Annotated in this window: 21 protein-coding genes and 1 pseudogene; 6 read left to right on the top strand and 16 right to left on the bottom strand. The window is 47.0% G+C overall.

The features are described from left to right. Nucleotides 1–188 precede the first annotated feature (188 nt). The 7 genes from L1D44_RS00405 to L1D44_RS00375 form a co-directional block, all read right to left on the bottom strand. A complete protein-coding gene (locus L1D44_RS00405; protein ID WP_239888272.1) occupies nucleotides 189–1,493 on the bottom strand; it encodes an alkaline phosphatase in 1,305 nt (434 codons plus the stop codon). A gap of 14 nt (nucleotides 1,494–1,507) precedes the next feature. Further along, entirely contained in the window at nucleotides 1,508–2,461 is a 954-nt protein-coding gene (gshB, locus tag L1D44_RS00400; protein WP_239888271.1) for a glutathione synthase, read from the bottom strand. Between the two features lie 120 nt (nucleotides 2,462–2,581). Beyond that, nucleotides 2,582–3,313 (bottom strand): 16S rRNA (uracil(1498)-N(3))-methyltransferase, encoded by a 732-nt coding sequence (gene rsmE / locus L1D44_RS00395; protein WP_239888270.1) that lies wholly within the window; start codon nucleotides 3,311–3,313, stop codon nucleotides 2,582–2,584. Between the two features lie 12 nt (nucleotides 3,314–3,325). Continuing rightward, nucleotides 3,326–4,069, bottom strand: coding sequence for an endonuclease (locus tag L1D44_RS00390; protein WP_239888269.1), 744 nt, complete (start codon nucleotides 4,067–4,069; stop codon nucleotides 3,326–3,328). 157 nt (nucleotides 4,070–4,226) lie between these two features. Next, nucleotides 4,227–4,757 (bottom strand): SprT family zinc-dependent metalloprotease, encoded by a 531-nt coding sequence (locus L1D44_RS00385; protein WP_239888473.1) that lies wholly within the window; start codon nucleotides 4,755–4,757, stop codon nucleotides 4,227–4,229. A gap of 276 nt (nucleotides 4,758–5,033) precedes the next feature. Further along, nucleotides 5,034–6,194, bottom strand: a complete 1,161-nt coding sequence (locus L1D44_RS00380; RefSeq protein WP_239888268.1) for a hypothetical protein — start codon at nucleotides 6,192–6,194, stop codon at nucleotides 5,034–5,036. Nucleotides 6,195–6,448: 254 nt separating this feature from the next. Next, nucleotides 6,449–7,360 (bottom strand): LysR family transcriptional regulator, encoded by a 912-nt coding sequence (locus tag L1D44_RS00375; protein WP_220769928.1) that lies wholly within the window; start codon nucleotides 7,358–7,360, stop codon nucleotides 6,449–6,451. A gap of 122 nt (nucleotides 7,361–7,482) precedes the next feature. Here L1D44_RS00375 and L1D44_RS00370 point away from each other — a divergent pair, with 122 nt between their 5' ends. Further along, complete coding sequence (locus L1D44_RS00370; RefSeq protein ID WP_239888266.1) at nucleotides 7,483–12,036, top strand: biotin carboxylase N-terminal domain-containing protein; 4,554 nt, start codon at nucleotides 7,483–7,485, stop codon at nucleotides 12,034–12,036. 140 nt (nucleotides 12,037–12,176) lie between these two features. Here L1D44_RS00370 and L1D44_RS00365 read toward each other — a convergent pair whose 3' ends face one another. From L1D44_RS00365 to L1D44_RS00345, 5 genes are all read right to left on the bottom strand, one after another. After that, on the bottom strand, nucleotides 12,177–13,421 hold the full coding sequence (locus L1D44_RS00365; protein WP_239888265.1) for a cation:proton antiporter: 1,245 nt from the start codon (nucleotides 13,419–13,421) through the stop codon (nucleotides 12,177–12,179). A 95-nt stretch (nucleotides 13,422–13,516) separates the two neighbouring features. Beyond that, a complete protein-coding gene (locus tag L1D44_RS00360; protein ID WP_239888264.1) occupies nucleotides 13,517–16,102 on the bottom strand; it encodes an HAD-IC family P-type ATPase in 2,586 nt (861 codons plus the stop codon). 326 nt (nucleotides 16,103–16,428) lie between these two features. Further along, complete coding sequence (locus tag L1D44_RS00355) at nucleotides 16,429–17,244, bottom strand: hypothetical protein (protein ID WP_239888262.1); 816 nt, start codon at nucleotides 17,242–17,244, stop codon at nucleotides 16,429–16,431. Between the two features lie 24 nt (nucleotides 17,245–17,268). Beyond that, entirely contained in the window at nucleotides 17,269–18,411 is a 1,143-nt protein-coding gene (glf, locus tag L1D44_RS00350; protein WP_239888261.1) for a UDP-galactopyranose mutase, read from the bottom strand. Between the two features lie 130 nt (nucleotides 18,412–18,541). Next, on the bottom strand, nucleotides 18,542–19,468 hold the full coding sequence (locus tag L1D44_RS00345) for a LysR family transcriptional regulator (protein ID WP_239888259.1): 927 nt from the start codon (nucleotides 19,466–19,468) through the stop codon (nucleotides 18,542–18,544). A 115-nt stretch (nucleotides 19,469–19,583) separates the two neighbouring features. Here L1D44_RS00345 and L1D44_RS00340 point away from each other — a divergent pair, with 115 nt between their 5' ends. Further along, nucleotides 19,584–19,724 carry a hypothetical protein gene (locus L1D44_RS00340; protein WP_239888258.1) on the top strand — a complete coding sequence of 47 codons (141 nt, stop codon included), beginning with the start codon at nucleotides 19,584–19,586 and terminating at the stop codon, nucleotides 19,722–19,724. A gap of 316 nt (nucleotides 19,725–20,040) precedes the next feature. On the opposite strand, the gene L1D44_RS00335 is transcribed toward L1D44_RS00340, so the two are convergent. Next, the gene (locus L1D44_RS00335) at nucleotides 20,041–20,646 is read right to left on the bottom strand and encodes a LysE family translocator (protein WP_239888257.1); all 606 of its coding nucleotides are present in this window, start codon (nucleotides 20,644–20,646) and stop codon (nucleotides 20,041–20,043) included. Nucleotides 20,647–20,746: 100 nt separating this feature from the next. Here L1D44_RS00335 and L1D44_RS00330 point away from each other — a divergent pair, with 100 nt between their 5' ends. After that, nucleotides 20,747–21,664, top strand: a complete 918-nt coding sequence (locus L1D44_RS00330; protein WP_239888255.1) for a LysR family transcriptional regulator — start codon at nucleotides 20,747–20,749, stop codon at nucleotides 21,662–21,664. 3 nt (nucleotides 21,665–21,667) lie between these two features. Here L1D44_RS00330 and L1D44_RS00325 read toward each other — a convergent pair whose 3' ends face one another. From L1D44_RS00325 to L1D44_RS00315, 3 genes and pseudogenes are all read right to left on the bottom strand, one after another. Continuing rightward, nucleotides 21,668–21,928, bottom strand: coding sequence for a DUF5062 family protein (locus L1D44_RS00325; protein ID WP_220769919.1), 261 nt, complete (start codon nucleotides 21,926–21,928; stop codon nucleotides 21,668–21,670). A 128-nt stretch (nucleotides 21,929–22,056) separates the two neighbouring features. Then, a complete protein-coding gene (locus L1D44_RS00320; RefSeq protein ID WP_275660360.1) occupies nucleotides 22,057–22,338 on the bottom strand; it encodes a helix-turn-helix transcriptional regulator in 282 nt (93 codons plus the stop codon). Between the two features lie 129 nt (nucleotides 22,339–22,467). Then, nucleotides 22,468–23,091: pseudogene (locus L1D44_RS00315) on the bottom strand (AraC family transcriptional regulator); the annotation flags it as partial. 250 nt (nucleotides 23,092–23,341) lie between these two features. Between L1D44_RS00315 and L1D44_RS00310 the strand changes: the two are divergent. From L1D44_RS00310 to L1D44_RS00300, 3 genes are all read left to right on the top strand, one after another. Then, nucleotides 23,342–24,442 carry a hypothetical protein gene (locus L1D44_RS00310; RefSeq protein ID WP_239888254.1) on the top strand — a complete coding sequence of 367 codons (1,101 nt, stop codon included), beginning with the start codon at nucleotides 23,342–23,344 and terminating at the stop codon, nucleotides 24,440–24,442. After that, nucleotides 24,408–24,614, top strand: coding sequence for a hypothetical protein (locus L1D44_RS00305; RefSeq protein ID WP_239888253.1), 207 nt, complete (start codon nucleotides 24,408–24,410; stop codon nucleotides 24,612–24,614). The genes L1D44_RS00310 and L1D44_RS00305 overlap by 35 nt, the downstream gene beginning before the upstream one ends. A gap of 156 nt (nucleotides 24,615–24,770) precedes the next feature. Next, nucleotides 24,771–25,649 (top strand): universal stress protein, encoded by an 879-nt coding sequence (locus L1D44_RS00300; RefSeq protein WP_239888251.1) that lies wholly within the window; start codon nucleotides 24,771–24,773, stop codon nucleotides 25,647–25,649. The last annotated feature ends 31 nt before the right edge of the window (nucleotides 25,650–25,680 follow it).

The raw sequence follows: 25,680 nt of genomic DNA, 5'->3' as shown, positions 1-25,680 counted from the left end.
GGATGGGGAGTAATGCCGTTAAGATAAGCCAAAGTCTGACTGATTAATTAAAAAACGATAAACCACTAAGCGTTCACTTTGCTCGCTACACGAAGAGCACGAAGAAAAGAAAAAGAGCGGGGTGCTCCTCCTTCGTGTTCTTCGTGTCTTTCGTGGTTAATTCTTATCTTTCGACGTCACTTCAAAAGTTATTTCGTTCTAGGTAATAAGCTGATCATTTTCTCTGCGATGTCGGTATTGTCTTGGTTACCTTTAAACAGATCCGCCGCTGGACCTGCGGCAAAAACTTGTACATCACCACCAGTGTGGCCACTGGTGGTCCAGCCGGTGAAGCTACGATTATCGATAAGTTGTTTCAGTCCTGTTGCCAAGGCTGTTTTTCCCTGCATGCGTGCATTGCTAAGACGCTGCAATTCATCAGCGTTAAGCTCGAAACCTAACTTTTGAGTCACTAAAGGCTGCCAATCATCGATGGCGATAGCTTGCTCGGCGATACTCGCTGGGCTTGCTTGGATCCCTTTTAGTAATCTCGTATCCCAAGCGTACTCGCCGTTGGCACCGATAGATAAGCCGCCAGTATTGTGGTCGGCGGTCACCACCATCAAGGTGTCAGGGTGGGCGCGCACGTATTGCTCTACCACTTCGATGGCATTGGCAAAGCCGTGCATCTCTGCCATGGCTGTGGCGATATCGTTATTGTGGCCTGCCCAGTCGATAAGGCTGCCCTCAACCAGTAGCACAAAGCCATTTGGATTTTGCGATAGTAGCTCTAGGGATTTTTGGGTTAGACGGCTTAACTGAGTCGAGTCTTGTTGATCGATAACCCAAGGCAGTTGTACTTCGGCAAAAAGGCCTAAGGCCTTGCCTTGGGTTAAGCTATCGAGCTGATCCAGCTGGTTAATATGCTGGTACCCCTTAGCCGTAAATTGCTTGAGCAGATCTTCTGGGAAGTACTTCTGCCCACCACCAAGGATCACGTCGGCCTCCGAGCTTAAGTAGCTTTGGGCGATCTCATCGTAGTTACGACGGCTCTCGTTATGAACCAGAAAAGCGGCTGGAGTGGCGTGATTGACTTGAGCGGTAACTGCAACGCCAGTTGCCATACCGCGCTCTTGAGCCATCTGCATGATGGTGGTCAGCGGACGCTTATCTACATCTACCGAGATAGCACCGTTATAACTTTTGACCCCGGTTGCAAGTGCCGTTGCCGATGCTGCCGAGTCGGTCACGTAGCCACTCTGTCTAGCAGGATAGGTTGACGCCATGCCGACGAGTAGACGGTCAAATACCGTTTGCTCAATCTCTTCGGTATCGGGGTTATCTTGGTAGTAACGGTATGCACTGGTGTAAGCCGGACCCATGCCGTCACCAATCATGATGATCATATTCTTAGGGCGCGAAGGCGCGTCATGAATATCGACATTGGCCAATACAGTTTGGGGTAACAAGACAAGGGCACATAGTGCCCAAGTGAATGTTCTCTTTAAATTCATGCCGAATCCTTTGGCTAAGCTGACTTGTTGATACGCTTTTCGATTGCATCCATGAGCATACCCGCAATATCGACATCGAAGGCAGCTTCAATCTCTTTGATACAGGTTGGGCTGGTAACGTTGATCTCAGTAAGTTTGTCACCAATCACATCTAGGCCGACAAAGATAAGACCACGCTTTTTAAGCTCAGGGCCAATGGTGCGAGCGATATGCCAATCAGATTCAGATAACGGCTGCGCCACACCCCGACCACCGGCAGCGAGGTTGCCACGGGTTTCCCCCTTTTGTGGAATACGCGCCAAAGAGTAAGGTACAGGCTCGCCATCGACCACTAAGATGCGCTTGTCACCGGAGGTGATATCGGGGATAAAGGCTTGTGCCATCGCATAACGTTGCCCGTACTCGGTTAAGGTTTCGATGATCACGCCGGTATTGGGATCGCCGGCCTTCATTCTAAAAATTAGTGTACCGCCCATACCATCGAGTGGCTTGAGGATGATATCGCCCTTGTCTTGATGGAAGGCGCGAATACGCTGTGCATCACGGGTAACTATGGTTTCTGGAGTAAACTCTGCGAACCAAGCGGTAAATAGCTTTTCGTTGGCATCGCGCAGGCTCTGAGGTTTGTTGACGATGAGCACCCCTTGCTCTTCGGCGCGCTCAAGCATATAGGTTGCGTAGATAAACTCGGTATCGAACGGTGGATCCTTACGCATTAAGATAACGTCCAAGTCGGCAAGTGGCGTATCGATAGCCTCTTCGAGCTGATACCACTGCTCAGGGTCATCCTTTACGGTCAGGGCGCGCATGGTTGCCATCGCTTGGCCGTTAACCAAGGCTAGATCGCTCATTTCCATGTAGAAAAGCTGATAACCACGGGACTGGGCAGCCATTAACATTGCAAAGCTAGAATCTTTCTTGATGTTGATGCCGCTGATGGGATCCATCACGATGCCGAGTTTAATCATGGAGCGTTTTCCTTTTCTTAATATTCGTTTCTAGGGTAAACATGGGGACGAATAGGGCCGATTTCTAGTTTATAAGAGATAAACGTTAACTCAGCCTTATTCTTAAATGTTTATCCACATTTAGCCAATGTCGCCAAATTTGAGTTGCAGTGCACTGATGGTCGTGAGTGCTGCCGTTTCTGTGCGCAGCACTCGTGGGCCAAGTAATACATCGGTAAACTGGTGCTCTTCAGTCATGGCAATCTCAGGTGCTGATAAGCCACCTTCAGGGCCGATCACCAATCTTACTCTGTTGTTAGGTAAGGTTAGGCCATTGACGCCATGAGAAGCGCGTGGATGCAGGTTAAGTTTGACCGCATCAGATGCTTCAGCGCACCAATCGGCGAGCTGCATCGCTGGTCGCACAACAGGCACAACGCTGCGGCCAGATTGTTCGCAGGCGCTGATCACTATTTTCTGCCACTGCTGAATTTTCTTTTCTAGACGCTCACCACTTAGCTTGACGCCGCAGCGCTCAGAAAACAGTGGTGTAATGGTATTGACCCCAAGTTCGACCGATTTTTGAATGGTAAAGTCCATTCTATCGCCGCGAGAGATCACTTGACCTAGGTGCAAGTTCAGCGGTGACTCGCTGTCATTGGCCTCGCAAGTCAGCACTTTAACTTCGACATTCTTCTTGCTGGCACTAACGATCTCGGCTAAGTAATCATTACCATCGCCATTGAACAGGCTCACCTGTTCGCCGGCAGACATTCTAAGTACACGTCCAACATGGCCTGCAGCTTCATCATCTAAAGCAACTGATTGGCCGATGGCCAGCGATGATTCTTGATAAATTCTTGGCACTCTCATGATTTATAAGCCTTATTCTGCGTGTGTTTGCGAGTCATTTAAGCGCTCACATTGAGCTAATACAAACTCATTGTGGTTGCCTTGAACTTTGGCAATTTCTCGATCGCGTCGACACTCAATAGTATCAACTGGGTACATTTTATCCCATGCCTTAAATAACTTTAATTGGCTCTTAGCTATTTTCAATGAATAGGTCTTCTGCATATACAGGTAGGTTCGGGCGATTTGACCGCGGGTACGTGCTGGTGGCTGAACCTTGCGGCCTTTAAAGTCGACGCTCACTTGGCATTGACCATATTGAGTTGGCTTAGCATTCCACTCGCTAAAGCGATAGTTGCTTCGATCGCCATTGACCTCACCAATCGCTGGCACTAAGTTGTGCAGATCGGCCTCCATCTTCTTGAAGACCTTGTCTTTGCGGCCGCAGTTTTTACGTCCCCCCTCTTGCCAGCAAAGGCGCTGGTGACCAAACTCCCACGCAGCGACAACGTGTTCCCACTCGATACGCGATGCGCGCACTTTTTGCTTACGAATTTCATAGCCGCAAGAATCGAGTTCTGGGATCCACTTTTTACCTTTAACTGTGATATCGCAGCCGCAATAGAAGCTGGTCTGAGGTAAGTTGTTAAGGTAAATTTTTCTGGCCAATTTTTTAGCCTGGTTAAAACTTTTTGGGTGAGCGGGTGAAGCCTGAGTCGTTTGAGGTAACAGCCACAGTAGACCGAGCGCTACAGTGAGCACTTTGATAAATGACATCTAAAAATCCCTAAAAAGATCGAAGTGATGAAACGTTTTTTTATTTGGGCGGGATTGTAAGTGAGCCGTTGTTTTGTCGCAATGTAAGATTTGTGGCTAACTAGATCATAAGCTTTTCGTTAGCCAATACTGCGCTGAAAATCTCTTTTACTTAAAGCTATTTCCTTAAGTGTTCACCGACCTTAGTTGAGAGCTGATGTCCACACCTGCGACAGCGGTATTGGGTTTCACCTCTCACTACCTTGTTGTGGCGGCGGATGCTGAGTTTTATCGGCCCACATTGGCAGTGATACTCGAAGGTCTTGCCTTCGACTGCACGGGTATCGAAGCTGTGGGTGGTGCGTGGCACTCGTCCGTACAGAGACTGCATTAACGATTGCCACTCTCGGCCATGGGGCTTTACCCGGCCATAAAGTTGGAAGGCCAGTAGGTGACAGATCTCATGGGGGATCACATCGTCCAAGAAGGCTTGCTGATTATCGTTAAGCAGTTTGGGGTTAAAGCGCAGTTTGTTTAATTGCAGGTGAGCCGTGCCTGCGCTCTTGCCCCTTAGGGTAAAAGCTATCTCTGGCCTCGCAAAGCGTTTGCCGAGTTTCGACTCTGCAACTTGGTAGCAATGTTCCACCTGTTGCGCCATCTGCTGATGTAATGGATCTTGGAAGCTGACAGCGGAATGAGCTTTTAGCATCGATAGGGGTGACTGTGCATTCTGTATGGCTTTGAAAGGATTTAGCGACTTGAACATTGACTCTCACTACTCACTGGTACTGCGGGGCTGAAATAATCGGGCTCAACAGCATTGAGCGCTGCCATTTTAGCCGAGAGTACCGATGCAGGCCAGTGTTGTGCTTGTTTAGTGGCATCTCTGTCAGCGTGATTGACCTATCTTTAGCTTTTTTAGTTAATGCCACTGACTCGCTTAGGTTGCAGAGAACATAGGCGAGTCAGCTTAATCTTGACACGGCTAGAGTACGCCTGCGGCCTTGACCACCATGTCTCGCACTTGAGTGACGATGTCGCTCTCTGTTTTGACATCGTAGGCGGCGATACGCGGAGTGTGGATATGCCCAACGGGTATGCTGCTATTAAACTGCTTTTGCAGCAGGATAGCGCGATAGGAGATCTCGTTCGACAAGTAGCCACCGCCAGAGCCCTCTACCGATGTCGCGCCCTGAAGTTGTGCTAGCGAGCTGGCTTGAAACTCGCCGCGCTCTAGCGTGGAGACCGTGTGGTTATCATTGATCTTCCACGGACCCGTGACCGTTTGCATTGCCGCGATAGGTAGCGAGAACTCAACAAATTCGGGGCCATTTAAACTGCCACCATTGAATTTAGGGGCTATGGGAGCCTGTTTGCTGGCGCCGGTAAGCACGTTAAGGTTATCAGGCGCTGCAGCGCTGCGGTTACGCCCTGGGAAGCGCTCGATGTCAAAATCATCGCGTCCCATACTCACGGTAAAGATCATATCGACGCTATTGTCACGATAGATAGGCGTGAGCAGAGATTCAATCATGCCTTCATCGAAATCGGCAAAGCGTACCGGGATCATCACGGTTTCAATTTGTGCCTGTTTACCATCGACTTTAAAACGGTAACCGTCGAGCGCCAGCGCGGCGAGCCCCGATGGGTTACTCTGATCGATATTGCGATCAAGGAAGAAAGGATCGAAACCCGTGAGTAGAATTTTTATCTGAGCGTCATCTTTAAAGTCAAGATCGCTAAAACCTCGTGATGACTTCTCAACGGCGTTAATCAAGATGTCTCGTTGCCAAGAAGCGATATTGAAGTCTGGTTTCTGGGTTTTGAGTAGCTCACGCATTGCAAGGCGATTCCAATACAGAGAGCGATCATCCAAATGACCCGACTGTACATCTCTCACCGCCTGTTGCCATAATCTGAGTCCTTGATGAGCCACCATCTGGGTGACCTTTAACTCGTCTGAATGCTGGCTGTACTTTTCGCCTAAGTTGTTAACAAAGGCTTGGTAGCGCGAGACCACTTCCGGCATGGCTTGGTTCGCCTTTACTAAGCGAGCTTCCTCTACATCGAGTGCTGCGAAGGCACTTAGGGGCAGAGTGAGCGCAGCGAAGGCGCTAAGAAGTCGTGCTGAGCCGTGTTTATTCATTGCCAGTTCCTTTCTTATTATTGTTACAGCGCAAGCTTGTCCATTTATGGCTTTAATCTTGAGTCACTAGCCTGATAAGGCTGCTATTTTTTCTCAAGATATGCATTCTCCAGTATGCACCACAATAAATCCCATTAAAAGATATCTGATCTGGGCTTTGCGGGTATAAGTTTGCTGGTATAAGAAGGGCGTGTATCCGAACCATAGGGGAGATGTGTCGTCAGAGTCGGCTTGGGTGGCGACTCTGATTGGTATTACATCATCAATGACTGCAAGGATTCTTGGTTGGTGAAACGCTTATGGAAAAAGTCTAAGAAGGCGCTGATGTTAGTGGCGAGCTGACGTCTGCTTGAGTACACGCCGTATACCTTGAAGGCTTCCATCGGCCACTCTTGTAGGATGGGGACCAGTGAACCGCTGGCCAGCTCATTTTTACAGACGGAGTTAGATAACATAGCAATGCCAAAATCATCCATCACCAGCTGCTTAACCATTACCGCGCTATTGACTCGCACCTTACGCTGAAAGTTAACCATGGTCTTTCTGGTGCCTTTACCTAAGGGCCAAATAGGGGCAGAGCGCGAGGTTCCTAACAAGATACCACTGTGATCGGCCAAGTCTTGCGGTGTGGCTGGAGTGCCATGCACTTTTAGGTAACCTGGGCTGGCGACTAGAATAGGTTGGCGCTCAAATAGCAGTCTGGCAACAAGATCCGATGATTGCAGAGGGCCATATTTGATGGCGATATCGTAGCCTTCACCTACAAGCCCTACATCGCTGTCGGTAAATTGTACATCGAGTTCAACATTGGGGTAGAGGCGTAGAAAACCGCTGCATAGGGTCGCGATTAACTCTTGACTAAAAGAGACGGGAATTGCGATACGCAGTAGGCCTGAAACGTCATTGTGGGTATTTTCCACCGTGGCTTTGGCAGCCTCGATTTCATCGCTTATACTGGAGCAGTGCTGAAAAAATAGCGCGCCTACCTGAGTCAGGCTTAGATTACGGGTATCTCGCTGCAATAGTCGCACGCCAAGCTGTTCTTCTAGCTGGGCAACCTTGCGGCTAATGGTTGATTTTGGCATGCCTATTTCACGGGCAGCTTGAGAGAAACCTTTGGCTCTAACTACCGCCGCGAAGAGCATCATACCGTTTAAATCTGGCATGTTATCTCCACTGTCTCAAATATGGAACAAAGCGTCTAGTGCAGTTTAATAGCAATTGACGGGATAACAAAGTTATATTTACGGGCTAAAAATTTCAGAGGCTAAAAGCAGAGGATCTTTCGATGACCAGCAAAAATCAGCCCGCTAACATGACTCAAGTGCAAACTGCCGATCCGCTTTTCCTAAAAGCAGAGCAGTTAGCCAAAGACTTTTCATTGTTTCCTGAGCACAGCAAGCAGACGCTTTCAGAAGAGATTAAAGGTCTTTTAGACGATGATGCGATTCAAGCTAACCTTAAAGACTTGGCGCAGTTAGACGTTGATGGTTATGTCACTAAGGTGATACAACCGACCCAAGATAAAAATCGCCCAGGCGCGAAGCGCATCATTGCCGATCTTAAAGGCAAACTCATTACCGAAACCCATATTGGCCCTTTTTATAGTGCAGAGATCGAACTGAATTTTGGTTCTCGCACTCGCCGTATCGGTTTTGTGGCGCAAGAGCGCACCACCGCAAACGGTGCATGGATGCCAGAGCATCACATCGCTTGCTGTAAAGCGATTCGCCACTTTGCTGAGCTGTCTATGCCGATTGTTTACCTTATTGACACCCCAGGTGCCGATGCGGGTGAAATCGCTAACAGCCAGAACCAAGCACACTCTATTTCAAAAGCGATTGCCGAGAGCGCGAACGTTGACGTACCAACAGTGGGTATCGTTATCGGTGCGGGCTATTCAGGCGGTGCGATTCCACTTGCTGCAGCAAACATCCTGTTGTCGCTACGCGATGGTATTTTTAACACCATTCAGCCACAGGGTTTGCAGAGCATTGCACGTAAGTACAACTTGTCTTGGCAGGAATGTGCTAAATCTGTTGGTGTATCACCAGAAGAGCTTTATACCTCTGGCTGTATCGATGGTATCGTTGACTTCTCTCCATCAGATCGCGATGAGCGTCAGCATAACCTGCGTCGTGCAATCATTAGCAGTATCGAAGCGGTAGAGAAAGCGGCGGTTAACTTTGTTCGTGAGTCAGACGACCTGCGTGAGCATTATGACCGTAGTTTGGCACGTTTCCTGAACCCATCTAAGAATCTTGAAGCATTGGAGCTTAACGCTGAGCTTGCGGTTGCTAATAACCCAACCATGCACTTGAATCTGTTTGGTAGCACTTACCGTTACCTGCGATACCTGACACTACGTAGCCGTATCCATTCTATCTCGCAAGAGCAGTATGGTCGTCTCTCTAAGGTGAGCGTACCAGAAGGTGACTTGCTAGCACGTATTCAGCAAGAGCAAGACCGTGTATTCCAATCTTGGTTATCAAGCCCTGATAAACTGGTTTATGACGAAGAGTTGAACAAGCTTTGGGGTAACTTCATCGCTAAGCGTGATGATGTGTCTACCGAGCGTAACATGCTAACTCGTTTGATTTTGGGTGAACCAAAAGAGAACTACAAGAAGGCCCGTAAGGCGCTGATCTTCAACATTAGCTGGTCGCTATACCATCGCTGGAAAGGCAACGCAGAGAATAACTTCAAAGGCCTTATCCATTACCTTGAGACACTGCCATCAGAAGTGACTCAAGCCGATTGGCCTGAGCTGAACAAGCTAACCGTACTCGATGTGATTGTTCATGACGAGCTTCGTGAAGACTTCATCTGGCAATGTCATAACATCTTGGTATTCAATGCCCTTTACGACAACGTTGTGGGTAACTTAGCCTCTATCGCTAAAGAAGCCATGATGTCGAAGAGCCTGTCACGTAACTCAGTCGATAACTTGCTACATGACTCGATTGACCGTGCGCTGTCGACCCAAGATGTTGCCAACGACAAGAACAAGTTCTACAAGTGGCTTAAGTACTTTATGTCACAGTCAAACCGCGCTGAGCTACTGACTCGTACCGAGCAGTGGAAGAGTGTTGGTTTCCCGCAGTTGAACGACAGTCTATTCGTTATCTTGACCTACTTCTTCGAACGTTTGCTACCTGAGTACTTCGATAGCGAAGAAGAGAGTAGTGATTACACTGGCGCAATTAACCCTGTGCGTATCGGTCGTCGTAAAGACTTCTGGAACCGCTTGACTATGGGTTATCAAGACTTGCTGATCCAGAAAGTGCTTCGTGATGAAAAACGCGCGGGCAAAATGGGTTGGGAAGCGATTATCGCTAAGTTCTTCACCGACTTCGAAGAGATTGATGGTGATAAGATTTCGGCTAACTTGCTGAACTTCCCAGGCTTCCGTCTATCTATCGAAGATGCATTGGACAAGGGTATTCGCCCATGTGGCTTAATCACTGGTCTTGCAGATTTTGAGCAAAACGGCCAGCCGATGCGCGTGGGTGTGGCGGTATCAAATACGGCATTCCAAGCGGGTGCATTCGATATGGCTGCCGCAGAGAAGTTCAGTGCACTATTGATTGAGTGTGCTAAGCGTAAGCTACCGGTTATCTGTTTCATCAGCTCTGGTGGTATGCAGACTAAAGAAGGTGCTGCGGCGCTATTCTCAATGGCTGTGGTGAACGACCGTATTACTCGCTTTATTCGTGACAACGAACTGCCTGTATTGATGTTCGGTTACGGCGACTGTACTGGTGGTGCACAGGCGAGTTTTGTGACTCACCCACTTGTGCAAACTTATTACCTATCGGGTACTAACATGCCGTTTGCGGGTCAAATGGTTGTTCCTGCTTACTTGCCATCGACTTCGACTCTATCTAACTACTTGTCGAAAGTACCGGGTGCGATGAACGCCTTGGTTACTAACCCATTTAGCGAGACGATTGACGATCAGCTACAGAGCATCGATCCATTAATGCCTAAGCCGACAGCTAAGATTGTCGATGTGATTTCGAGCGCAGTATCGACGCTAGTGCCTGAGAGACAGATTGCTGAAGAAGAGATTGTTCAAGACGATCCTCGTCAGCTAATGAAGCCAATTGAGAAAGTATTGGTTCATGCTCGTGGTTGTACTGCGGTTAAGCTTATCCGTAAGGCCCATGACAACAATATCAACGTGGTATTGGTTGCATCAGACCCTGATATGACCTCTGTACCTGCGGATATGCTAAAAGACAACGACAAGCTAGTTTGTATCGGTGGTAACACTTCTGATGAAAGTTACCTAAACGCCTACTCAGTGCTTAAAGTCGCCGAGTATGAAAATGTTGACGCACTGCACCCAGGTATCGGTTTCCTATCGGAAAGCCCACAGTTTGCTGCATTGTGTGTAAACAACGGTGTTAACTTCGTTGGTCCAAGCGTACACAGCATGACGACTATGGGTAACAAGTCGAACGCGATTAAGACGTCACAGTCTCAAAACGTTCCAGTTGTACCTGGTAGCCACGGTATTTTGACCAACGCAGAGCAAGCCGTAAACGTTGCGAGCGAAATCGGTTACCCAGTTCTGCTTAAAGCGGTACAAGGTGGTGGCGGTAAGGGTATTCAAGTTGTTGAACGTCCTGGCGACATGATTGCCTTGTTCCAGAAGACCTCTACCGAAGCGGCAGCAGCATTTGGTAACGGTGACCTATACCTAGAGAAGTATGTGACCTCGCTACGTCATATCGAAGTTCAGTTACTTCGTGACCAGTTTGGTAACACTAAGGTTCTGGGTCTACGTGACTGTTCTGTACAGCGTAACAACCAGAAAGTGGTTGAAGAATCTGGCTCAACTATGTTGCCAGATGAGCTTAAGCAGCGCGTGATGGAATACACCCGTGCACTAGGTGATGCTACTGACTACATGGGCGCAGGTACGGTTGAGTTTATCTATAACTTAGACGCAAACGAAGTCTACTTTATGGAGATGAATACTCGTCTACAGGTAGAGCACCCAGTAACAGAAGCCACATCGGGTATCGATATCGTAAGTGCTGGTTTTGATATCGCAGCGGGTCGCTCGATTGCCGAGCTTGAGCCTCAGGAAATTGGTTACGCGATGGAAGTACGTGTAACGGCTGAGAAAGCAGCGCTTGATAGCCACGGCGTACTGCAGTTGCTACCGCATCCAGGTCTAATCACCGAGTACCAGATGCCTGAGCGTGATGATATCGAGATCATCTCAATCGCGGGCGAAGGTAAAGAGGTTTCTCCTTACTACGATAGCTTGATTGCTCAGATTATCTGTCGTGGCGAGAGCCGTGAAGATGTGATCACTAAGCTTCATGACTACTTGGCTAATCAGGTAGTGATTAAGGGCATCGCGACTAACATTCCATTGTTAACGCGTATCCTTAAAGATGGCACCTTCAACGAAGGCGTATACGACACTAACTATCTACCACGCTTTATGGCTGAGCTAGATGTGCCTGAGCTGATTGCTGAGATGGAAGCTGCGGCTGAAACCGTAGGTGTTGATACTGCATCCCTTCGTGTTGGTGAGAGTAACGAGCTTAAGGTTATGGCACAGGGCGCAGGTATCTTCTATACCTCTCCAGCACCTGGTGAAGCCGACTTCGTTAAGGAAGGCGACATTGTTACTGTAGATCAAACTTTGGCGCTTACAGAAGCGATGAAGATGTTCTCACAGGTGACACTCGCTGGCTTTAACCGTAAGAATGCAGTGCTTTACCCTGAAGATCAGAAGTACCGTATCGAGCGTATTCTTAACGGTAACGGACAGCAGGTCTCTCAAGGTGAGTTACTCTTCGTAGTATCACCAGTTGCCTAATGACTTAGATATGCCGTTATTGGCTTATCTGAAGCGATAACGGCAATTAAAAAATACCCACCTTGTGTGGGTATTTTTTTTGTACATGGAAGTACTTATCCCTGAACGCAGGGATTGCGTAGGAAGGGGGTGCCTGCCATTCACTCTTTATCTACCCCATGAAAGCGAATGAGAAAGGCTAATAGCAGAGGGGTAATGATGCTGGTTGCAATTGCCATGATCACGATGGCTGAAAATAACCCAGAGATGATAGGTGGTGTCGGCTCAGGGTGATTAAACAGTCCTGCTTGCAATGCGACACCCGCCAACACGATTTCCACGGCTCCTCGACCACTCATCGCCACCCCTATCCGCAGGGACTCTGGGGTATCATGCCCGGTCGCCCTGGCACAAAATCCTGCACCGATAAGCTTACTGAGCAGGGCTACACTGATGAGTAGCACTACAAATCCAGGTATAGAGAACAGAGCGGTTAAGTTGAGATGAAAGCCGATGGACACGAAAAAGATCGGCGCGAGAAAGCCGGAGGTGATACCGGAGGTCTGCCTCTCGACTCGGTCATAGATTTTTTGTTCCACCACGGCAGGATGAAAAAACATACCTGCGACGAAGGCACCGATAATGAAATGTAGCCCCAGCAATTCTGCCAGCACCGCGTACGCCAGAGAGGCGATCAACAGCATACTAAAATCGATATCGGGAATATCGATGTACTTAAGGTAGCGGCCGATAAGCGGAAACAGATAGTAACCGACTGGGATAGTAATGGCGAAAAAGAGTAGCACCTTGGCGAGTAAAGGCCCCCATAACTCCAAACTAAAAGAGAGGGTGCCGCCATTAGAGATTGCCGCTAACAAGAGTGAGAGGATAAATAAGCTTAACAGGTCATCCCACAGCGCCGCAGCGACAATGGTCTTACCCTCTTCGGTATCTAAGCGGTTAAACTCCATCAGCATTCGAATGGTCACTGGCACTGCGGTAACTGCGAGGGCTGTGCCTAAGAACCAACTCTGGACAGTCTTAAAGGGGGATTCAGGAAATAGCATTAGCCCTATCACTGTGCCTGCGATAATGGGCACTAACATTCCCCCGACCGCCACTGCGGGGGCAGAGCTTGAGGTCTTCTTAAAATCTAGCGGGCTCATACGCACACCGGCTAATAGCATGAGGAAAAACATGCCCAGATCGGCCAGTGCCTCAAACGCCTCGCCTTGAGTCACCTGCCATAGCAGGGGAAAGGAGTCTTGAAAGCGGTGGAGAAACAGACCCAGTGCGATACCCGATACTAATTCTCCAACGATTGGCGGCAAATTTAGCCGTTTGGCAAGCACCGCAAATATTCGGGTAACTGTTAGTAATACAAGAACTAAATATAGAAAGCGCATCAGTATTTCCAACCCTCTGGTTGACTAATATGAGAATAGTTGTGAGCCTGTATTAAGTCTAATATTTTGAGCTAATTTCGCTCTGCAAGCGGTCACTATTCTCGTGGGTGTTCAGCTATCGAGACTGCCGATTTTGGATGATGTTTAGTGTGCCAATACTTTTTATGTGCTTCGTCTACAAGGAAGAGCACAGAGGCCGTGATCAGTAACACAAGCCACTGATTCAGGCTAATTGGGCTGAGCTGCAGTGCATCGCTTAGCCCTGGTGTATACATGGCACCGATATGGATCCCCTGAGCCACTAAAATGCCAATAAGCAATATTGGGTTGCTAAACAGAGGCGTCCTTAGTAGTGATCTGTGCTCGGAGCGACTATTGAGTGCGTGCACGTTTTCAAATAACACCATCAACATTAATGTTAGATTTCGAGCTTCGACTTCATCCATGCCCATATGGAGTGAACTCGCAAATAGAGTAAATGCCACTAGCCCCATGGTGAGAGCACTGCTGCAGACTCTCTCAAGCATCAACCTGTCGAAAATGGGTTCCTTTGGTGAGCGCGGGGCTTGAGACAGCTCTCTGCCTTCGGCGGGCTCAAAGGCAAGCGCAACATCTTGCACGCCATTGGTGACGATATTGAGCCAGAGGATCTGCAGAGGGAAGAGGGGGATGGGCAGTGCAAACAATACGCTGAGAATAAACAGAAAGATTTCAGCGGCTCCTGTGCTGATAAGCAGGTAGATCACCTTACGGATATTGTTGTAGACGACGCGTCCCTCGATGATCCCCTTTACTATGGAGCTAAACTTATCATCGGTGAGCACTAAGGACGCGCTTTCTCTGGCCACATCGGTCCCCCTAAGGCCCATGGCTATCCCTACATGGGCATGCTTTAATGCCGGAGCGTCATTGACGCCATCTCCGGTCATAGCGACAAATTCCCCCTGCCTGATAAGCGACTCGGTGATCTCCATCTTCTGTTTGGGTTTTACCCTAGCGAACACCCTATGGTTAGCAACGAGTCGATCAAATGCATTGATATCTTGCTGCCTAGCTTGCTCGAGTTCTTGCCCCGTGATTGCGCTATCGGTCTCATCGGCAACTTTGAGTTGTCGCGATAAGGTCAGTGCAGTCGCTGGGTGGTCGCCCGTAATCATAGCTACCTTGATTTTCGCTTGTCTACAGGCCGCAACCGCACTGATAGCATCGGGCCTGAGCGGATCGCTCATGGCGACCAAACCAAGAAAATGTAGATCGCTGAAATGATCATCTAGTGGTGTGCCTTTGCCATGAGCCAAGGCTAGGACGCGATAACCACGCTTAGCCATTGAGTGGGTTTGGCTGAGAATGCCTTGTTGCATCTCTTTATTTAGTGAGCACATGGGGAGGAGTTTCTCTACCGCTCCTTTTACCGAGAGCTCGGGGCCCGCTTCGGTTGCATTGACACTGGCACTAAAACCTTTCTCCGACTCGTAGGGAAAGAGGGTGAGTGGCTTACCCTCTTTATCGGTGAGAGCCTTAAGCTTGTGACCTAGAGCGAGAAATGCCAGATCCACGCCATCGCCATCGGCATGAACCTTATCCCCTTCAAACACCAAGTGCGCCTCATTGGCTAGGATGCCCGCGGTGACTAACTGTTTGAGATCACTTTCATCGTGCAAATTGACAGGACTACCGTGGCCGTGTCGATATACCCTGCCTGTCGGGCTAACCCCTTCACCAGTGACATCATACAGCTGGTCATTTGCCAGCCAGATTTGACCTATGGTCATCTCGTTGACAGTTAAAGTGCCGGTCTTATCGGAGGCGATAAAGGTGCAGGATCCGAGTGCCTCAACGGCAACCAGTTTCCGTACGATTACGTTAGCCTTTGCCATGCGTTTCATACCTATTGCAAGCGCCACGGTAATCGCCGCAGGGAGACCTTCGGGGATGGCCGATACGGCTAATGCGACGCCGAGAAGAAATACCTCGGAGAGGGCGGCACCACGTAGAAGCGTGAGGCCAAATATAAAGGCGATGATGATCAGAATCGCGATTGCGATCCGCAGGGTAAACTGATCGATCCTCTGCATTAATGGCGGTTTGGTATGCTCACCTTGATGCACAAGTTTGGCTATCTGGCCAATTTGAGTCTTGATCCCAGTTGCCATGACCTCACCCTCGGCTCGGCCATGGGTGACTAAGGTACCTGCAAATGCTTGCTGCTTATTACTGACAGAGATAGACTCGCCGGTGAGGGCCGACTCATCGACCTGGAATTGATTGGATTGTTTAAGCCTTATGTCGGCGCCTATGCGATCGCCGCTATTGAGCATGACCCAATCACCGGGAACCAACTCCTCACTGCTTAGTAGTATTGGGTGGCCATCACGCACAACTCGACTCTGCTGCGGCACCATATGAGCCAATGAATCGGCAGCCTGCTGCGCGGAATACTCTTGAATGGTGCCGATGAGAGCGTTGATCAGTAAGACTGCAGAAATAAAGAATGCATTGATAAGTTGTCCCAGCAGCAAGCAGACAATGACGGCCACCAGTAATACATAGATAAATGCGCTACGAAACTGAAGTAGAAATAGCCGTAAAAAGCTATTTCGTCGTGGTTTTGGCAAACAGTTCTTACCATACTGTTGCAACCGTTCCTGTGCTTGAACGGTCGTCAGTCCTTGTGCGGCCATTGGCACATTATCCCTCACTACTCAGATCGGCTTATTCCTTGTTCTATAGTCAATAATTATAGGTAAGGAAAATTAAATCTGGTGATTAATTGACCAGAATCAAGACTTTTAAGTGACTCCCAGAAAGTACAAGGAGGTTACTGCTCCTCAAATGAGATAGGTTGGGCTGCCGAGTTCAAAGATGGCCTACTGTTAGTGATCTTCTGTGCTTCGATATTTAATTAACGCGACAGGGGCGCAGTGTTGATTTGCAGAAGTCATAAGACATAAATGGTGTGAGGCTCCTTTTAGGGAGCCTCTTTAAGGGCTTAGCTGGGGTTATGAGCCTATTTAGTGCGAAATTTAGGGTGCTTTTTCGACTTATATTTTGCAATCACTCTTTGGTACTTTCCTCTGATGCTAGCAACTAATGATGAGTGAACGCTCGATTCAGATATCTGACTAAAGACTTTAAATTTATTTGGAGCATGGCGTCGGCTGATATTGAACTGTGGGTACAAGCTCTGAAGTTGAGCTGCATCTTTGCTTGGTGATAACTCAGGATTGAGCTTATACAATTCTCCTCCTACTGGGCGTGTATGGATCACAGGCGTGGCGTCAATAACTGCGATTTTTTTCAAGCCTTTATTGTCGATGAGGTGAGGCCATAGCGCATCGAGCCCCCAACCTGAAGGGCTTTGGCCAAAGCTCTCTTTTAATTTCAAAAGCGTATTGGCTGAAAAAATAGGTACCATCACCTCTACAAAATTACTGTAGCGCAGAATAGAGTTAGGTTGACGCAGTAAACTCGAGTGGGAGAAGTATGAATCTAATGTGAGTGCTGGTTGCGCCAACTCCAAGTCAAAGCCATCAAAAAGGCTAAACATTTTATTGATAGTATGCGCATCCGCTAAAATGTCGTCATCGGGTAACCAAACCGCTTCATATTGAGCAATTATCGCCCAATTAGCCTCAATCAATTTATGGATCATTGGCCATTTTCCACCTTTCACCTGTTCGTAATAAGTGGCTTCGGCTTGGTAGTGATTAGGTTTATCACCAAAGTAACTTAAAAATAAGTCAAAATTAGGTGTAGCGTTTTCTAACCAGTGTGGATGCAGTGAGTTGTCGCCTACACGGGCAATGATTAAAAATTTTTTCATATCTAATGATTCTTCAAGGCATTCTCAAGCGGTAAATGCTGGCATAGTTTGATGGCTTTCCAGCGACTCTAAAAACAGCTTACTGGCGGTTAGGGCTTCATCGATAGTGACATCCATATCGAGGTAACGATAGGTACCTAATCGACCGACAAAGGTTATATTTTTCTGTTGTTTTGCGAGCGCAATATATTGCTCAAGCAGCGAGTTATCATCGCTAAGTCTTACAGGGTAGTAGGGGAGATCCTCAGGCGATGCTTCACGGCTGTACTCTTTAAAGATCACTGTGTGAGAGTGCGACTCCCATGGAGTAAAGTGCTTATGTTCACTGATGCGAGTATAGGCTTGGCGGTTATCGCAATAGTTAACAACCGCATTTCCTTGATAATCGCCTGTATGAGTTTCTTTATGGAAATCTAAGGTTCTATAGGGCAACCTACCTAGCTGAAAGTCAAAATAGGCATCTAATGGTCCTGAAAAAAACACATGATCATAATCGCACTTCATCGATGCATCGAAGGTCGAGTTTAGTCGTAACCTGATGTTAGGATGAGCGAGTAGCTTCTCAATTAAAGGCGTATAGCCTTCAATTGGCATGCCCTGGAATGGATGATTGAAATAGTTATCATCGTAATTAAATCTGACTGGCAGTCGTTTTAAAATACTGGCTGGCAGAGTGGCGGGTGAGCGCCCCCACTGCTTTATCGTGTAGTCTTTAAAGAACGCCTGATACAGTTGCTTACCAATGAGTTTGTGAGCTTGTTCTTCAAAGTTGCTCGCTTCCTCAATGCTTGAGTCTGCTTGGCTTGCCAGAAACTGCTCAGCCTCCGTTGGTGACATCTGCTTTTTAAAAAACTGATTGATGGTATGTAAGTTAATCGGCAATGAATAGACTTGTCCCTGAGTCATAGCCTTGACTCGATTGGTAAATGGCATGAATTGACTTAGTTGAGTCACGTACTGCCATATATGAGCTTTATCTGTATGGAAAATATGTGGCCCAAAGTGATGCAGCATGATGTTGCTCTCATCATCTCTCGATGAGTAGCAATTACCAGCAATATGCTGACGAGGTTCGTATACAGTGATCTGGTGCCCGGCATTGGCGAGTTCGTTTGCGATAACGGCCCCAGAGAAGCCCGCTCCTGCTATTCCAATCTTAAGTGTCATTTATTCAATATTGCGATCAATTAAAGCGATTACGTATTTTATATTATTCGCTAGCAATACTTGCGCGGAAAATCATCTTGTAGAGTTTTTTTCTCTCTTTGATGACGTTGCTCTGTCTATATGTTACCTATCAGCTATCGTCCTGCTGCTTTATGTTGCAATTTTGTTTGGCGCGGGGGCTAAGTTCTTTACTGAGCTTGATGAAACTTTCGGCTGCTGGGGTTAGCGGCAGGTTTTTACGCCAAATTAACGCCAGATCCCAAGTTAAGTTTGGCGATAATGGTCGATAGACAAGTTTGGATGAATTGATTTTATCGCAAATAGGCTTAGGTAAGATGGCCAGTCCCATCTGTGCCTCTACCATGGCAGCGATAAAGTCCCATTGGCCACTCTGGGCGGCAACATTAAGCTCTATATTGGCCTTGCGGCTTAATCTATGGATAAGCTTGGCTAGGGAGAAATCATCGTTGTAGAGAATAAAGGGGTGGGGCTCAAGGGCGGCCCATGTAATTGCCTCTGCCTTTTCAAGTTCATGGCCATTGGGTATGCATGCCAATAGGGGATAACCCTTAAGGTTGTGGCTATTAAATTCTTGAGAGTGCGTAGTCGGAAGCGCGGTAAAGGTGAGATCTAAGGTGTCATTGAGCAGTGCTTGCTCTGCACCAAAGCCTCCGAGTTCGACGATACTGACCTCTATTTTAGGAAAGCGTTTTCGATATTCACTCAGTAGACCAATAATCATCTCACCCATCATGGGGCAAACGCCTAAACGCAACTGTCCCGTCTGCAATCCATTTAAGCTATTAATATCTTCTTGAAGCCTATGCCATTGCCCTACGATTTGTTGCGCGCTATTGGCGAGCATCCTGCCAGCCTCGGTGGCGATCACTTTCTGGTTATTTCGAATGAGTAATGGCTGCTCTAAATTATCCTCTAAACGCTGGATCATCTTACTCAAGGTGGGTTGAGTAAGGTGTAATTTTTCAGCGGCGCGGGTGTAGTTGCCGACTTCTAATAGGGTGACAAAACAGTGCAGACTTTTAATTTGAACATTCATGCTTAAATGGAATTTATTAGATGGGTATTATTCATTTTACTAATAATAGGATAGGGATTACTTTGACCGCAACCACACTATTTCGCCTATTTTTATAGCAACGACAGGAAAGAAGATGAAGTCATACCAAGGTTTGTTTGCCCAAGCTCTCTATTTAGCCGCTAAACCATTGGATAAAGCCGAAAGGCAGAAGTTAAATGCGGCCTCTAGCCAGCGCCAATGTTCAGCACAGAAAGCGAAGAATAAATCTAGATAAACAGGGTTTACTGCCAGCCAAATAATCCCCCCTGCTGTTGCACCAACTCGCGCTAATGTTCAGCGCGAGTGAGCACGAGCTCAATTAAGCATTCACCTCTCCTAACTCCTCAAACTCCACTTTAATGAAAATAGAGTGCTATTGCTTCTTATTCGCCTGAACTGCGGTCCATTTACTATGAAGTAGGTTTTGTGGATTTATTTTACTCATGTATTCCTAGTCCCAACTATGCGCACCGGAAGAGCAGTTCGCTTCGGTATAAGAGCAAAGGCGACAAATGTGATCTTGTCGCCACAGAATGTATTGTTCTGGATCTTTAATCTAATACCAGAGCTACGCCGAAACCGATAAGGGCAACTCCGCATAGCTGGTTAAGCTTTTTTTGGGACTTCATTAATGCAGTTTGCAGAGGTTTTGAGGTGAACAACAGCGCCACTAAAACAAACCAGAGTAAGTGTAAGAACATGATATAGCCACCATAGAGCAATGCTGAATTATTGGTGCTGCTAGGGCTAATAACTTGGCTAAAAATACTTAAGAAGAACAGCATTGTTTTCGGGTTTAATACATTGCACAGGAAGCCTTCTACTAAGTAGCGAAAAGGATTATCGAATGCAGCAGTTTCACTGAGTAGGTTCAGTGCTACAGGTTTAGTAAGTAAGCCCTTAATTCCTAAGTAGATTAAGTACATTGCCCCCGCATAACGGATGAAGTTGAATAACCACTGGTTATGTGAAACTAAGTAACCGATTCCTAGTAATGAATATCCAATGTGAATACCTATGGCTAGGCTGATCCCAACTGCAGTATAACAACCGGCTTTACGGCTTTTATTAAGACTATTTCTTAGTACCAGAATAAAGTCTGCACCTGGACTGATAACAATTAGCAACCCCAATGCCGCTAGACTAACAATTTCCACAACAACTCCTCAATTAGCTAAGATAAGTGAGCATTGTAGGGAGCTTTTACGCTGGTTATAATCGAAACAACTTCACCGTACATGTGAGCTAATTTCACAGATGAGACATTTGAAAGCATTTTATACTTTTCATGTTGCAGCTTCTTCCAGTAGCTACAGTGATGCGGCAAAGAAACTGCATATTACTCATGGCGCCGTAAGTAAGCAGATAAAGGTATTGGAGACTCACCTTGCGATGCCATTATTTTATAAACAGGGAAGAAATGTCTATCTGACTAAAGAGGGGCAACAGTTGTTGCAGGTTACTCAGCAGACTTTTGATACATTAAGCTCTGGGGTTAAGCGTGTTCAGCAATTAAATCAGCATTACCTTGAGGTGAGTTGTGAACCGACTTTGACGATGCGTTGGTTGATGCCAAGACTGTCAGCTTTCAATGAACAATCTGGCGTTGATGTTCGCCTTTCAACCGCTGGGGGGCCTGTGACACTGGGAACAAGTGGTTTGTCGATGGCGATTCGACGAGATGATTTTATTATCCCAGAAGACTACTTAAAGCTACCATTAGTGGAAGAGTGGGTTGGTCCCGTTATGTCGCCGGAGTATTGGCTGGCGCTTGAAAAAGATCTGTCGAAACTGAAATTGCTTCATAGTCAGACGCGACCTAAAGCGTGGCAAAATTGGCTAAAAACGGTAACGGAGCAATCAGTTGAAATCAATGATGAGCAGACGTTTGCTCATTTTTACTTTTGCTTTCAGGCGGCAGTTGATGGATTAGGTGCTGCGTTAGGTTCTTACCCTTTGGTTGTGGATGACTTAAAAAGGGGAAATCTTGTTGCTCCCTTCGGCTTTGTGCCGTCTGAACACCAATATGTGGCGATTACAGCGCCTTATTCAACTAATGCCGAACTGGCGGCTTTTTCATTATGGTTAACTGAGCAGTTAGCCATTTGCATACCTTCGAAAGTAGAGCTTGGGAAAGCGACGGTCCCCAAGCTAACTGACGCTATAATAACTTAAATATTAGTTTAAGAGTTCATGCTCAGGGGGGAGTTGGCGGCTGATCCATAACACCAGCTTGTGCTTCATGTTGGGGCCATCTTCTTTATCTTTAGGGAGTGCCTGAATAAGGTTATCTTGCACCAGTAATCGGTAGATACATTCGACTTTATCTTTGGGGGAGATCCCCTGGCCAAAATCAGCAAAGCCTCTTTTCTTGGCGTAGCCTACACCAATTTCCATCGCGAGCTTGAGTAGTTGTGCATCGTGCTTACCTGACTTCATAGTGACGCTCTTCTTTCTATTGATGTTGCTCTAACGTTACCTGAAAATTGGACTATAGCAAGTGACATTGCGCCGATAAAAGTAGTTTAATCTATTGAAATCTTGAGTTTGTTATCATTTAGCAAAGATTATTTTGAGCCGTTTCGCTGCCGATATTGTAGCGGTGATACACCATACCAACGTTTAAATGCTCGGGTAAAGTTACTCGGATCTTTAAAGCCTAATCGAAACGAGATCTCTAGCATTGAGAGTTGCGGACATGACAGGTACTTCTGTGCCAAATCTTTTCTGAACAGTTCGACTTGCTCGCTAAAGGATGTGCCTTCCTCCCGCAGCTTACGTTGTAAGTTACGGCTACTCATATGAAATGTTTTGGCGATTGTATCTCGGTCTGGATTACCTAATGTCATAGCAATGGCAATCTCTTCGGAAACTTTCTTGCTAAACGCAGGTTGAGATAAAGTCTGGAAGTAGCTTTGAATTGCTTCATCGTTTTTTAGGGCAAGTTCTTTATTAGCCGATGGGAAAGGCAGCTGTAAATCTTGGTTGGAATAATAGATTTTGTTGCCATTGGCTGCGTAGTTAATTGGACAGTTAAATAGCTGCTCAAAAGGTTTAGGGTTAAAAGGTTGTCGGCGCTCTAGCACTAATCTCGTAGGCTTAATCTGACCATTACTAACCTGTAGTGGCATTAAATAGCTCGTCGCCATAAAGGCATCTATGGCTTCATCTGCATAGTGTTTCCCTGGGAGTTTATTAAAGCATAATGCAGATTCTTGTGGCCCGTGTTCAACATCCATCTCGAGTACGTTACTAATAATGCTGTGATAACGCTTTACCCGACTTCAGGCATCGGCCAAAGATTCGCTGACAAGCAGTGAAAAGCTTAAGGCGTTGAAGCTGGTGGGCTGTACAAAGTTGGCTACTTTTAAGCCGATGGCTTCGTCTGCGGTAATCGTTACCGCACGCCGCCATAGCTGTGTCATTTGCTGTGTGGGTAATCTAGCATTCGGATCCTGCAATATAGATTTGTCTATACCGATCTCATCGAGTATTTTTTGCCTATCGATGCCAGCCGCGTCGATTGTGCGGCATACGGCTAAAGCCCAAGAGGCAATCGTCGTAGGCTCATCGGTTAACTTGTTACTGTCCGTTAAAGTCATAAAGCTGTCTCTCGCCGACCATTAATCCGCCACATCTTGGTTTAGGTTACAAATAACGCCCAATAAGCTCAATCTTTATCCTACATAGAAAATGAGTCTTCGTAATCATGTGAATAGGGTTGAGGATATAAGGCATTTTGTCGGGTATATAAGAAAAGGAATAATAATGAATTATTACTCGTTGACCTCTCGAAGCGATTTAAAAAAATCCCTGCTTACGTTGACATCTTGCTTGTTGATAATAGCTCTTATGGGGTGTAACTCCGATTCAGTGCAAGAGCCTTTGGGTAAGCAAATTGAGCCCAGCGCCTGTTTCTGGGTCGGCCCCTATAACATCGACCATCCTGAACGTAACTTTGCCTACCCCGATACGGGCGCTAATTACTGGCACGCGGGTTATATCCTGCCAGAAGGTGCCAGCTTAACCCTGCATGGCGAATACCCTTATGCGCGCTATATATCACTCAATAGCTACCGAGCAGACACCTCACCAGCAACGGCGATAACTGATAAAGATATTGTTGCAGATGACGGGTCGTTTAATCCCTATATTCAAGGTGCGGAGCGCCAGAAGCTGCTAAGAGAGTTTACTCTTGCAGTTGCTCAAGGGCAGCCAGCAGGCGAACTGCCAAGTAACACCTTGTTTGATTATGCCGAGCAGGGCAATAAGGCAGTACTGATTTATCGAATTTACGTTAACGATGAAGGCCAAGATGAGCAAGGCGGTGTTGAACTGCCAACAGTAGAGCTGACTCTATCATCTGGTGAGCAACTGTATGGCCAGCAAGCTTGTGATGCTCTGCAAGTTGATAGTGATAACCTCGCTATTCCACTCGTCCCCAAAGAAACCTATGGCAAGATCCGTCTAAACCCTGCATTCGACCCAGCTAAAAATCTAGCGGTTTGGCGGGCTGCTTATAATGGCGCATTCGGTATTCAGTGTAACTTCTTAGGTAATTGTGATGGCGAGCCTGAGCGGAAGGTTAATTACTATGCCAATGCCGATAACCAATATGTGAGTACCTTCTTAAACAGTGACTTTGGCGAAGTGGCTGTCACCCGAGGTAAGTTGCCTAAAGTGCCTAAAACACTGGCAGGCGAGGGGGTGTTTGATGAGTCAGAGTCTCAACTGCGCTACTGGTCTATTTGCCAGAATGAGTATTACTCACAACGGGTGACGGCATGTTTATTTGATGAGGAGCTTGTTGTCGATGAGGATGGTTACTACACGGTTGTGACCAGCCCTGATGTAACTAAGCCGAGTAATGCCAATGTCGAGTGTGGCTATAACTACTTACCATGGACCGAGCAGGGAGATGGCTTCGGTCGAGTTGAGGGGGGGGGAGAATAAACTTAATGAAGCATTGCTCATTGTCCGTAATATGCTTCCGAAAGCGGACTTTGCCGAGGCGATTCAAAACACTTCGGTACCTGGAGATGAATATGCCATCATGGGCGAGTATTTGCCCACTACTGAGTATATGAGTCAGGCTGACTTTGAGGCGTTAGGTTGTGAGATTTAATTTAGTCTAATGATTACACTCGTAAAAAAGCCATCGTTTGATGGCTTTTTTGTTATCTATACAGTCTTGATTCGGATCATTAATCCTGTCGGTTTAACTGCACTTAAGGCCAAACTTGTCTAAGCTAGGATTAGGGTATAGTAAGCGGAGAGTGTGATGGACAAAGTATTCATTATTTCCCAGAGAGAAGAGGCCGAGGTCGATGCGATATCGGCGGGAGTGGAGCTTGCCAGAATGTTAGGCAAGCGCGCCGAAGTGTTTGCTTATAGTTTTGAATACTTTGGTAATGCTGAATATTACAATCCCAAGTTTGTTGCTGTTGCGCAAAAACATATTATGCAGCAGCGAATGGCTAAAGTTGAGTTGGAGCTAGAGAGTATCGATGCCGCCGATACGCCAACCCATAGTGTCTGGAGCAAAGATCTTTATGAGCATGCTTGTCATCATTCAGACCGTCATGGCTTCGATCTTATCGTTAAATCGGTGCATCACGCCAACCATTACCTACCTGTTGACTGGAACCTTATCCGTCATACTCGAGTACCATTAATGCTGCTGACCGATCACCCGGTAAAGAAGAATAATACCGTGATGATGTCGCTGGATCTCGACAGTAAAAAAACCTTAAAGCAGCAGCTGAATCAAGCCGTTATTCGTCAAGCGACCCAGTTGGCTGAGGCGACAGGCTGTGAGCTACATCTTGCATTTGTGATTCGATTGCCTCAGGTGATCCATGATATGGAGATAGTCGATACCTACGCCATGGTGAGGGAGGCAAGAGCCAAGCACCAAGCCTTGTTTGATAAGCTCAATATCGCTCCTGAGTGCATTCACATTACGGTGGGTGAGCCCGACTTGTGTATCTATCAGTTAGCCTGTAAGCATAAGGTGCGCTATTTAGTGCTTGGTGCGGTGCAGCGTCAAGGCCTGTACGCCTTTGTGGTCGGTAATATGGCGGAATCGATATTAAGCCGTATCCGCAGTAATGTATTGGTTGTGCCGGCCCGCGAAGGGATGTTAGAGCCCCTAGAGTAAAGCGATTGCTAATAAGAGATGACACATAAAA

Source organism: Shewanella sp. Isolate13 (assembly GCF_022398325.1).
GTDB lineage: Bacteria > Pseudomonadota > Gammaproteobacteria > Enterobacterales > Shewanellaceae > Shewanella.
This window is presented reverse-complemented; position numbering and strand designations above follow the sequence as displayed.